9 protein-coding genes are annotated in these 12,170 nt (G+C 67.1%); all 9 read left to right on the forward strand.

Annotated features, from left to right (window positions below):
* Positions 1-848: 848 nt before the first annotated feature.
* The 9 genes from AB0411_RS11130 (at position 849) to AB0411_RS11170 (ending at position 12,073) form a co-directional block, all read left to right on the forward strand.
* Complete coding sequence (locus AB0411_RS11130) at positions 849-5,012, forward strand: hypothetical protein (RefSeq protein ID WP_366416983.1); 4,164 nt, start codon at positions 849-851, stop codon at positions 5,010-5,012.
* A gap of 216 nt (positions 5,013-5,228) precedes the next feature.
* The gene (locus tag AB0411_RS11135; RefSeq protein ID WP_366416984.1) at positions 5,229-5,474 is read left to right on the forward strand and encodes a hypothetical protein; all 246 of its coding nucleotides are present in this window, start codon (positions 5,229-5,231) and stop codon (positions 5,472-5,474) included.
* 624 nt (positions 5,475-6,098) lie between these two features.
* Positions 6,099-6,353, forward strand: coding sequence for a hypothetical protein (locus AB0411_RS11140; RefSeq protein WP_366416985.1), 255 nt, complete (start codon positions 6,099-6,101; stop codon positions 6,351-6,353).
* A 104-nt stretch (positions 6,354-6,457) separates the two neighbouring features.
* Positions 6,458-7,270, forward strand: coding sequence for a hypothetical protein (locus tag AB0411_RS11145; RefSeq protein WP_366416986.1), 813 nt, complete (start codon positions 6,458-6,460; stop codon positions 7,268-7,270).
* Between the two features lie 360 nt (positions 7,271-7,630).
* Complete coding sequence (locus AB0411_RS11150; protein ID WP_366416987.1) at positions 7,631-7,801, forward strand: putative leader peptide; 171 nt, start codon at positions 7,631-7,633, stop codon at positions 7,799-7,801.
* A 372-nt stretch (positions 7,802-8,173) separates the two neighbouring features.
* On the forward strand, positions 8,174-9,238 hold the full coding sequence (locus AB0411_RS11155; RefSeq protein ID WP_366416988.1) for an ABC transporter substrate-binding protein: 1,065 nt from the start codon (positions 8,174-8,176) through the stop codon (positions 9,236-9,238).
* A 4-nt stretch (positions 9,239-9,242) separates the two neighbouring features.
* Complete coding sequence (locus tag AB0411_RS11160; protein WP_366416989.1) at positions 9,243-10,094, forward strand: ABC transporter ATP-binding protein; 852 nt, start codon at positions 9,243-9,245, stop codon at positions 10,092-10,094.
* A gap of 68 nt (positions 10,095-10,162) precedes the next feature.
* Positions 10,163-11,083, forward strand: a complete 921-nt coding sequence (locus AB0411_RS11165) for an ABC transporter permease subunit (RefSeq protein WP_437041903.1) — start codon at positions 10,163-10,165, stop codon at positions 11,081-11,083.
* A gap of 87 nt (positions 11,084-11,170) precedes the next feature.
* Entirely contained in the window at positions 11,171-12,073 is a 903-nt protein-coding gene (locus AB0411_RS11170) for a TauD/TfdA dioxygenase family protein (RefSeq protein ID WP_366416991.1), read from the forward strand.
* The last annotated feature ends 97 nt before the right edge of the window (positions 12,074-12,170 follow it).

The raw sequence follows: 12,170 nt of genomic DNA on the forward strand, positions 1-12,170 counted from the left end.
TTCGGTAAGGAGAGCGGGCAGGTGCATGGGCTTGCCGCCACGGCTGCGGCGATGAATCGACGGGAATCGGTCATGACGTAGAGCTCAGGGGCAAGAACCGCGTGACGGACGGCAGCGCAACCCCCTGGCGGGACATGGGGTGTTGGCTGCGTCCGCCGCCTGTACAGGTGCGCGCGGCGGTCGGCGAAGCCGATGGATCGCTCGGCAGCGATGTTCGAGACTGCCGATGACGCGGGCTCTGCTCAACACTGACCTGACGCACGACCTCATTGCGTGGGGGCTCCGTGACGAGTTGAGTCCGGCCTCGTGCCAAATCCTGGGCCGGGCGGCCGACCGGTGCACTGCCAGGATCTGGCTCCTACCGGTCATGACTGCTTTGCAATCGTCAGGGTCGCCTTGTCTCCGTGCGGCGCGCAGCGGGGTGAATTCGGCGTACCCGCCCGGCGGTAAAGGGAACGAGGGCGAATTGCCGCCAAGCTCCCATTCCGTTGTGCCTGCCCAGCCGGCAGGCCATTTCACCGCAGCACCCGAACAGATACATCGTGCTGCACGCACATAGTGCGCAGCGCACAGCGCACCGAGGGCACCACAACCACTCCCGAAAGGGGAATGGTTGACGTTCTTGCGCTCACATCGACTATTTGGGGACCGACTTGATACGTCGTCATCGCGTGCCGAAGCGTCGGCACGCACCACTGCTCCTCACCACGGCCATGCTGGTCGCGAGCGGACCTTTGGTGTCGCAGGCACTCGCTGCCGAACCCTCGTCCGCACCCCACAGACCGAAGGGGTGGGACGCGGTCGCGGCCGCCGAACACAAGTTATCCGGCAAGCCCCGCTCGAGCCGTGTGGCGAGCCCGGACACCAACCTCGGCAAGAACTGGAAGCAGAGCAAGGACCGGGCCGTGACCGGCGTGGCCGACGTGAAGGCTTTCAAAATCCTCGCCGCCGATGAAGCCAGGGCGTATGACTGGAAGACGGTCGCGGCCCTTGCGGAGCCGGGCATGCCCGCCGACTCGTGGATCGGCAACCAGTGCGTCATGGACCGCGACCATGTCGCCGCCGTGTACGCGTCCCGCACGTTCACGAACAAGCCCGACCTGATGCAGGGAGGCGCGTTCGCGGCGATCGTCAACACCACGACCGGTGCCGTGACGAAGCTGCCCTTCACCGCCTCCCTCGCCTATTTCGACCCCACGTGCAACCCGCAGACGCATACCGCCGCGTTCACCGCCTACAGGGACCTGAACGACCCGGCGAAGACGAAGACGCGGGTGCTCACGGTCGACTCGGCGGGACGGACGACCGGCACCGCCGCGGTCGACGGTCAGGTGACCAGTGCGGTGCCGGTGGGGGACGGCACGGTCGCCGCACGCGGACGCCAACTCGTGCACCTGGGCAAGTCCGGCTCGGTCAAGAAGCTGACGACCGCCGACAGCACACCGTTCGACATCCGTCCGGCCGCGAAGGGCACCATCGTGTTCGCGGACCACAAGCACGCCACCACGGCGCAGGTGAAGGTGTTCACGGGGCAGGGCAAGCCCGCCCTCGTCGCCTCGGGACGCCTCTCCGACGTGGGCCTCCACCAGGGGGACGGGGGACGGGTGTTCCTCACGGGACATCCCACGGCCGGCCCCCGTCTGGAGGGCACCGGGATCAGCCGCCTCGCCGTGCCCGCTGACGCCGACATCTCCACCCACGGACACCTCGCCGTGAACCCCGTCCTCGCCCCCGGCATCCGCGCCGGACTGAACCACATCTCCCACGCGGGCAAGGGGTTCACGAGAGCGGAGGGGAAGCAGGCGGCCCCGCCCGCGCGTTCCCCGGAGCAGGTGGCGCAGGACCCCGTGAAGGTCACCTCGACCGCCACCATCACGGGCAAGGCGGTTTCCCAGTCGGTGGCCGATGTCACGGCGGAGAACGGCAACAACGCCGTCAGCCCCGCCCTCGGCGGCACCGGCAGGCCGAGCACGGCGCTCGCACCCCGGACCGCGGGCGCCGGAGTCTCCCACGACCCCACCGACCCCGACCGCTGGTGCTCCATCTCCCGCAACGACGTGACGATGCAGGCCCTGCAACCCACACCGAACCAGGTGGAGTGGGCGGTCGACATGGCCGTCCGGGGCAAGCTGCGGGGCGGGGTGATCCGTCAGGGCGAGTACCGCAGTCAGACCGGCATGAGCACCATTGACCCGCAGGGCCTGTTCCCGCCGCCGACGCTGAAGGGCGGCCAACGCATCCCCGCCAACGTCATGCTCGGCATCCTCGCTCAGGAATCCAACCTCTGGCAGGCCGAATCCGGTGTCGTCCCCGGGCAGATGGGATCTCCGCTCGCTGCCGTCGACGGCTACTACGGCCACAAGGCGGACAAGGACGACCCCTCGGCCTACTGGAAGATCCACTGGGACAAGTCCGACTGCGGCTACGGCGTCGGCCAGGTCACCGATGGCATGCGGAAGGCCGGCAAGGACAAGGCGACCGAGAAGGGCCTGGATCCCAAGCTGCAGAAGGCGGTCGCGGTCGACTACGCGAGCAATATCGCCGCTTCCATGTACATCCTCGCCGACAAGTGGAACGAGGTGCACACCGACGGGCAGAAGGTCACGGTCAACAACGATGACCCCAAGCGCGTCGAGAACTGGTTCACCGCCGCCTGGAACTACAACCTCGGCTTCAACGGCAAGGGTGCCCCGGGCAAGCCGTGGGGCCTGGGCTGGTACAACAACCCCGCCAACCCCTTCTACCCGCCCGGACGCGGCCCGTTCATGAACACGGACATGGACAAGGAAGCCAATCAGGACGCGGCGCATCCGCAGGACTGGCCGTACGAGGAGAAGGTGATGGGCTGGTCCGCCTGGTCCATCGACACCGGATACTCCTACGGGACGGACGGGCGGCAGGGCTGGAAGGGCGAGTCGGGCTTCAACTCCGCCGGCTTCCAGCCCGCCTGGTGGACCACCGTCCCCAACCGTGCCACCGTTTCCCCGCCCCTGTTCACCTTCTGCAACATCCACAACGGGTGCGACCCGGCCAACCCGGCGGACTGCCCGGACGCCAAGTGCTACGAGAAGTTCTGGTGGAACCAGGAGAACGCGACATGGAAGGACTGCGCCAGCACATGCGGTAACGAACTGATCAAATATGCGACGGAGCGACCCGAGCCGGGGCGCGGAACCCGTCTCAAGTACGGCGAGCCGGTTTGTTCCGGCGCCCCGAAGGACGCGGTGGTCGTCGCCTCCGTCCCCAACGGGACGCAGTCCTGGGGCTCTTGCGGGAAGGTGGCGTCGTCGGGCAGCTTCCAGTTCACCTTCTATCCCGACTCCGACAACCAATACGAGGCCAAGGCGGACCTGCACCAGGTCGGCGGCGGCTACGGTGGCCACTTCTGGTACACCCACACCCGTGACAAGGCGCACTACGGCGGCCCTTCGGGCCCCATGACCATCGACGGCACCTGGACCGGTCAGAAGATGGACCTGGGCAAGGTATGGGTGCACCTGCCCGACACCGGGGCCCAGGCGAAGCACGCCAACTATGTGATCAAGGGCGTCGACGGCGGGGACCGCACGGTCACCGTCAACGCCGACAGCGACAACACCAACAAGTGGATCTCGCTCGGCGGCTACAAGTTCACCGGGACACCGAGTGTGACCCTGTCGAACTACACCCATGACGGCACCGCCGACGCCGACATCGCCTGGGGCGCTGCCGCCTTCCAGCCGCTCAAGGGCACGTATGTGAAGGACACGATCGAGGCCGACGCCTTCTTCGACGAGGACCAGGACATCGACGTCCGGCCGGAATCCAGCCTTTTCAACACACCGCTGAAGTCCCGCAAGGACCTGTACGACTGGGCGTTGAAGACGTCTCAGAGCGTCGCGGCACTGGGCAGCTGCACCGGAGGCATCCCCGACTCCCGGTGCACCATGCCGAAGACACGGGACGCGGTGCAGAAGTGGCGTGACGAGGTGCAGCAGTCGGGCACCTCCACCACCGACCACCCCGACGGTCACTCCATCCCCGCCTGGATGCACTACTCCAACCCGTACACGAAGCGGCCGCCGAGCGACCAGCGCCCGTCGTGGTTCGGTCAGGACGGCGGGGCCTACAAGATGTACAACAAGGCGACCGTGTCGTACATCAAGACCTCCGACGGGAAGATCGTGGACGGCAGCCAGTCCGTCACCTACGACGACCGGACCGCCGACACCCACATGCCCGCGTTCGTCCATGAATTCATCAAGAGCGTCAGCGCGGAATACGGCATCCCGGAACCGAAGCTGAACTACGCGCGGAAGAACCTCAACGTCCACGACGGGGCCACCACGCATACGACCACCAACAGCGACGGGGTCCTCCCCGGCCTCGCCTACCAGTCGATCGGTGTGAAGCCGGTGATCACCGACTACGACGACAACCCCGTGTCCGGCGACAAGGGCCAGTGCGTCGCGGCGATGACCACCGCCGGCGGGTCCATCGGCTACCGCCCGGCACTTGGCAACGACGGGCTGACCGACAGCGTTACCGAGTGGGTGGACAAGGTGTCGCGCGCCGCTGGGGCGAACCATCCGGTGACGACCATGGCGGGGGATATCCGCAACATGTTCTTCAAGCCCGGCCTGACCGGTTCCATCTTCGGCAGCGCACCTCCCATCTGGCAGGAACTCGACTTCAAGTCGTGCGCCGACGGCTCGATCCGCAAAGTGTCCGCTTCCCCGGTCCTGCGGTCCAGCTATATGCCGAATCAGTACTTGTACCGCAACGGCAAGGCAATCAACCTCGACGGCGCCTACACTCAGTCCAGCAATCCGGTGACCACAGGCGACTTCTATCACTTCAGCGGTCCCGCCTCGCCGCTCAACGCAGGTGATCCGTACATGGGATGTGCCCGGGACAGTGGGCATGGGGGCAACCCGTGGAGCATCGGCGTCCTGTCCGGCGTCAACACCGACCCCGACGCCCAGTTCTGTGGTGCTCCCGCGAAGGAGCCCGACATCGAGTACACCCGATAGGTGACAGAATGGACGGGGTGCTCCATCCCTTTTCGGGGTGGAGCACCCATTCCGCTGTCGACAACTGAAACCAGGTAGGTCATGCAGGTCGGCGCACTTGCCATTGGTATAGGCGTGTTCTTGTTATTCCCCACCGTTCCCTGGATTGTGTTCCCCGGCCGTCGGAAGACGGGAGCTGTCGCGGCGCTCATATGGACGGGTGCGTGCAGTGCTTGGGTGCTGAACACCTACGGGTCGGGTGCTGTCCGGTTCGTCGCCATCGTCGTCCTCAGCTCCAGCATCCGTGTGCTTGCCGAGATGTTCGGGGTGTTCGACCAAGGGCGTGAGGTGCGCGCACATCGGGCATCCTGCACCGATGCCGCCTCCTGTGGGATGGCTCATCAAACGGGCAGGATCCCCTATGTCCTGGTGGCCCTCATCTCCACCACGTTCCTGTTGGTGCTGTACGCCGCATGGCCTTAGCTGATCTTTCATCGTGAACCGACGGCGGGAGACGAGTGCGTTCGGCGACGGTGAATCGGGAGCGCGCCCGAGCAACGTCTCTCATAACTCCAGGCCGAGGCGCGTACCAAGATTTTTAAGGCTGGACCTTCGGCGCTTCGTGCACGGTTGGTCATGGGCCGGCAGGGCGGTCCATCCACGTGTGAGCGGCCTCGTTGAATAGCGGAACTCCGGCCGTGTCCCCGCCCCCGCCCGGATGTCTCGGCGGTTCAATTCGGACAGCTTTGGCGCAAGCGGAAATTTTCCGTCCAAGAACGGACGAAGAGGCGTATGGTTACCTTCGTCCGGAGTGATCGAGTGCAGCTGGGCACAGGGATCCGCCGGCCCTTTCGGCACGGCACTGTGCATCGCCTGGAGTCGCTCCCGTTCATTCTCACTGGGGGGAAAGTGCGAAAGATTGCAGTACTGGCTGGACTGGCAACCGCGTTATGGGTTTCCAGCCCTGCTACCGCCGCCACGGCGCACGATGAGACCGACAATCTCTACAGCGCGGAGGCATGCAAGACCCCTGGAAAGTCGAAGTTCGACTTCCACATCTATTTCAACTCGGCTCAGACGGGTGCTTGGCGAAACATCGGATACTCCGTGTACAACTTCGCGGACGTGCCCGACGGGGTCGCCGGAGCTGCCTCGCCGCTCCGCTTCTGCAACTCGGGGGCAGGCGCGGGGCGGGGAGTCAAGAACAATGCCGCTTCCGGCGAGAACTCGCACTACAAGTACACGGCGCGCGTCTACTTCAACAGTGGATTCAAGGGCGCGCAGGACGTCATGGCGCCGTACCAGTACATCGACCGGTTCGTGCACGTCTTCAATCAGAACGCCTCGTTCCAGTGGACCTGACGAAGGCGAGAAAAAGAGGGGGGAGCATGGGGAGCAGGAACGTGAGACGGCGTGTGGGCTTACCGCTCGTTTCCGCCGCAGCAGTGGGGGCCGTGGTTCTCGGCGTGACCTCTATGAACGCGGGATCTTCTGAGGACGAGATGCCGGTGAGTGCCGCCGGCCAACCGAAGCCGATCTCCGGGAAGGGGCACGCGGGGGACGGGCCGGCCACATGGCATCTGCCGATCGAGGCATATCTGCCGTCCACAGCAGAAGTGCGCCTCATCGCCGGTACGCGGGACGGCTTGATCGACCAGTGCATGAAGAGCGCAGGATATGACGCATGGACTCCTGCGCCGGACTTGCCCGAGGTGGGTGGCAAGACCCTCGTGGACTGGCGTTACGGGATCCACGACCCGGCCCTGGCGGCCGCACGGGGGTACAAGCCGGCTGCCGAGGAGCAGGCGGCCTACGACCAGGCGGTCGGAAAGGGTGCCGTTGACGAATCCGGGGCCGATCCGAGTGTCCTGAAAGGGTGCGTCCAGCAGGCCGACGGGACGGTCCCGGCCAGTCGACAAGCTCCCCTGGCTCAGCAGATCAGCGGCGAGTCCTACAAGGAGTCCATGAAGGACCCTGCCGTGGTGAGCGTCTTCGCGAAGTGGTCCGCGTGCATGGCCGACAAGGGGTACGCATACCAAAAGCCCATGGACGCCAACGACGATGTTCGGTTCGCCGACCCGCACCGCGTGTCAGCGGAAGAGAAGGACACCGCAAAGGCGGATGTTGCCTGCCGCGAAAAGAACCACGTCGAGAAGACGTGGTTCGACGCTGAAGCGGCACTGCAGAAGACAGCCATCAAGGCCCACCAGAAGGCCCTGAACGAGGTGAAGGCGGCAAACAAGTCCGCCGCGGCCAAAGCGGCTTCAGCTGTCAAGTAGCACCCTGACGGCACGCCGTTTTCAGAGCGTCCGGAGGATGCGCGACCTCCTTCATGCCGGAACTGTGCTGACTGAGGTATGTGCTGATCACACCGTGGACCTCTGAGGTGGTGAGTGTGTGGTCGGGCCGGCGGACGATCCGACAGCGAGGCAACGGCTGAGCGCGGACGGCCGGAGCCCGGCCACACATCAGGGCCCCTGCGCAGGACCGGGCGAAGCAGCGCCGCCACATGCGGCGCTCCGGACCCGGCTTGCCCCCAGGGCGCCGGGTGTGCCACCGCATCACATGCTGGGCAACCGTTTCGCGACCCGAGGCAGAGCCCGCGCGGGGGCGATTTGTGAACGGCGTGCTGCGCGCGCATGGCGGGGGAATCAGAAAGTGGGACGAGGGCTGTCGCGTTATTGACGTGGCTGATTTTCGCTGCGAGCCTCCGGAGTGTGAGTCACTCGGAGAACTTCACCGCACGCCTGCACGTCGATCTGCGACGCCAGGCCAGTGCGATCTGTGCCATCAGCGCCGCTGACCGCTAGAGCCGCCGGCCGGCGTCAGCCCCTGGGCGCCTCATGATCCCGTCGCGCGTACCGGCCCGGGAATTCTTCGTCGCCCGGTGACTTCGCCGCGTACCCAGCTCGAATCTTCCGGGATCGGTACGTGAGCCGGGTCATTTCACCTGGCTGTTCGCCTCCCCTTTCTTTCTCCGTTTCCCTTTTCGCGCCCGGGGTGGTCTGTGCGCCCGCCGGACACGGAACCGCGGCGGTTCTTGCACGAAACGGGGGAGGCTACGCGCCGTCCCCTTCCCCTGCACACCTTCGCCCGGCCTCCCCTTCACCCCGCGCCGCAGCACGCGCCCCAGCCCCGCCCCACCACCCCCGCCTCACCCACCACCCGAACAGGATCCCGCCATGAGCAGGCTGATCACCCCATCGAACCGACGCCAGTTCCTCACTCTGCTGGGCCTCTCGGCGGTCGCGGTCAGCTGCGGCAGTGGGGGCGGTGGGGCGGCCGAGAACCGGACCAGGACGCTGCGGTACCAGGGGTGGGCGGGGTCCGTCATCCTGCCCGAACTGGCCGCGGATCTCGGCTTCCTGGAGGACGTGAAGCTGAAGTGGGTCGGCAACACGATCAGCGGGCCGCAGGACATCCAGTCGGCGGCCACCGGGCAGGTCGACTTCGGGGGCGCGTTCAACGGAGCCGTCGTCAAACTCGCCGCGAGGAAGGCCCCCATCACGGCGGTCATCAGCTACTACGGCGTCGACAAGGCCGCGTACAACGGCTTCTACGTACTCAAGGACAGCCCGCTCCGCTCCGCTCGTGACCTGATCGGCAAGAAGGTCGGGATGAACACCCTCGGCGCCCACTCCGAGGCGATGCTCGACATCTACCTGCAACGCCACGGCCTGTCGCAGGCGGAGATCAAGAAGGTCGAGCCGTTGGTGGTGCCTCCGGTCAACACCGAGCAGTCGCTGCGGCAGAAGCAGATCCAGGTGGGTGTCCTCGGCGACATCCTGCGCGACAAGGCCCTGCGGACCGGGGGCATCAGACCGCTGTTCACCGACCACCAGCTGCTCGGGAACTTCTCGGCCGGCACGTACGTGCTGAACGACGGGTTCCTGAAGGAGAACCCCGACACCGTGCGCACCTTCGTCACGGGCGTCGCGCGTGCCATCGAGTGGGCCCGCACCACCCCGCGCCAAGAGGTCATCGACCGGCAGATCGAGATCGTGCGGAAGCGCGGCCGGAACGAGGGCACCGCTCCGCTGAAGTACTGGAAGTCCTTCGGCGTTGCCGAGACCGCCGGGCGCATCACCGACAAGGAGTTCCAGCTGTGGATCGACTGGCTCGCCGAGCGCGGTGACATCGGAAAGAGCCAGGTCAAGGCGTCGGATCTCTACACCAACGAGTTCAACGCGTACCGCCGGAAGGCGAAGCCGTCCGCGGCCGGGACGACCTCCAAGAGCGGGAGCTGATCCCATGTCCGGAACCACCACACCCAAGATCGAATTCGAGCAGGTGCGCAAGACCTTCCCCGTCAGGAGAGGGCGGGCCCAAGGCCGCGGTCCGGCACACGGGGAGGACGAGTTCACCGCGCTGGACGGTGTCGACCTGCGGATCGACGCGGGGGAGTTCGTCGTCGTGGTCGGCCCCAGCGGATGCGGCAAGTCCACGCTCCTGGACCTGCTGGGAGGGCTCGCCCGGCCGACCGCCGGACGGATCCTCCTGGACGGGCGACCGGTGAGCGGCCCCGGCCTGGACCGCGGCATCGTCTTCCAGCAGTACGCGCTGCTGCCCTGGCGCACCGCCCTGGGCAACGTCGAGTTCGGCCTGGAGGCGACCGGCGTGCCACGACGTGAGCGTGCCGCCCGGGCCCGCGAGTACCTGGACCTGGTCGGGCTCTCCGGATTCGAGCACCGTCATCCGCACGAGCTGTCCGGCGGCATGCGCCAGCGCGTGGCCATCGCCCGCTCTCTCGCCTACGACCCGGACGTCCTGCTGATGGACGAGCCGTTCGCCGCACTGGACGCCCAGACCAGGGAGCTGCTCCAGGACGAGCTGCTGCGCATCTGGCAGCGCACCAAAAAGACCGTCGTCTTCATCACGCACGGCATCGAGGAGGCCGTCTACCTGGGGGGACGGGTGGCCGTCATGACCTCCAGGCCCGGTCGCATCAAGCAGGTCGTGCCGATCGGCTTCGACTCCCGTACGGAGACCGACGACCTGCGGTCCAGCCCCGAGTTCGCCCGGTACCGGCACGAGATCTGGACGCTCCTGCACGACGAGGTGACCAGGACCCAACTGCTGGAGAAGGAGGAGGCCCCCGTATGAGCATCGCCAGCGGTTCCCGCACCCGGCAGCGCCCGGCCCCGGAGGAACGCCCCGCGCCGGCCACCGACATGCCGCCGCAGGCCTCCGGAACACCCTCGGCGACCGGCACGCCCGCGCCGGCCACCGGCACACCCTCGCCATCCGGCACCGGCGAGCCCGCAGCCGTCCTGCCGACGGCGTCGAGCAGGCCGCGCCCCCCTGGCCCTTCCGTACTGCCCCGCGTCCTGCGCGCTGCGCTGACCGGTGCCACCAAGTCGGCGGCGATCGTCGCCCTGCTGCTCGCGTGGGAGCTGGCGCCCCGCTTCGGCCTGGTGGACCGGACCTTCCTGCCGCCGTTCAGCGAGGTCGCCCAGGCGTGGTGGGGGCTGGTGGCCAACGGCCAACTCGCCGACAACGCGCAGGCGAGCCTGGTGCGCTCGTTCAGCGGCTTCGGCATCGCCGTCGCCGTCTCCGTACCGCTGGGCCTGCTCATCGGCTGGTACCGGCCGGTCGCCGATCTCCTCAACCCGTTGCTGCAGGTCTTCCTCAACACCGCGGCCCTGGCCCTGCTGCCGGTGTTCGTCCTGCTCCTCGGCATCGGTGAGACGTCGAAGATCTCCCTCGTGGTGTACGCGTGCGCCTGGCCGATCCTGTTCAACACCATCAGTGCGGTACGCACCGTCGATCCCACCCTGCTGAGGCTGGCGAGGTCCATGGACCTGTCCGCCCCGCGGCTGTTCCAGAAGGTGATCCTGCCGGCCTCGGTGCCGACGATCTTCACCGGAATCCGGCTGGCGGGGGCGGTGTCCATCGTCGTCCTGGTCGCCGCCGAGATGATCGGCGCCAAGGCCGGTCTCGGCTATCTCATCAACGCGTCCCAGTACAACTTCGCCATTCCGCAGATGTATGCGGGCATCGTCACGATCTCCGTCATCGGCGTGGCCTTCAACCAACTGCTGGTGGCCGTGGAGAAGCGGCTCAGCTCCTGGCGCGTCCCCGCGACGCGCTGACGCTGCTCTGGCGGTCCATCCGGCTCCCACGAACCTCCCTGCCCCTCACCCCCTGAAATTGCCGAACCCCCGGAAAGGAACACCTCCATGAGCACCAGTACAGGCTTCGACATCCGCCGGATCGGCGGACGCATCGGTGCCGAGATCGTCGGCGCCGACCTCTCCGCCGACCTCGACCCGGCGATCGTCGCCGAGATCAACGCGGCTCTGCTGGAACACAAGGCGCTGGTCTTCCGCGGCCAGCAGCTGGACGACGCCGGACAGCTGCGCTTCGCCTCCCTCTTCGGCGAACTCACCGCCGCCCACCCCACCGTCCCGTCCGTGGACGGACAGCCCAACGTCCTGCCCGTCGACGGGGACGAGGGCATCCGCGCCAACCACTGGCACACCGACGTCACCTTCGTCCGCACGCCCCCGAAGGCGTCGACCCTGCGCAGCATCGTCGTCCCGCCCTACGGCGGCAACACGCTGATCGCCAACTCGGCCGCGGCCTACCGTGACCTGCCCGATCCGCTGCGCGAGCTCGCGGACAAACTGTGGGCGGTCCACACCAACGCCTACGACTACGCCGCCCCGAAGACCGAGAAGGCGGCCCGGCACCGCAAGCAGTTCGTCTCGCGGACCTATCGCACCGCCCACCCGCTGGTGCGCGTGCACCCGGAGACGGGGGAGCGCGGCCTGTTCATCGGCGGTTTCGCGCAGACCATCGAGGGCCTCGGCCCCTCCGAGTCCCGGGACCTGCTGCGCATCTTCCAGTCGTATGTGACGCGCCCGGAGAACATCGTCCGGGTGGCCTGGACACCGGGTGACCTCGTCCTGTTCGACAACCGCATCACCCAGCACTACGCCCCCGACGACTACGGCGACCTGCCCCGCCTGCTGCACCGGGTGACCGTCGCGGGGGACGCCCCGGTGGGCATCGACGGCACCTCCAGCCGCGCCCTCGAAGGCGGCGGCGACACCAGCCACTACACACCCGCGGTGGCCTGATCACACTCACGGGCCCGTTGGCCCCCGACGTCCATGTGCGCCTCCTTCTTCCGGGCATCCCCGGGAGAAGGAGGCCGCGGGCGCGGGGGCCAACGGG

Source organism: Streptomyces angustmyceticus (assembly GCF_040701845.1).
GTDB classification, from domain to species: domain Bacteria; phylum Actinomycetota; class Actinomycetes; order Streptomycetales; family Streptomycetaceae; genus Streptomyces; species Streptomyces angustmyceticus_A.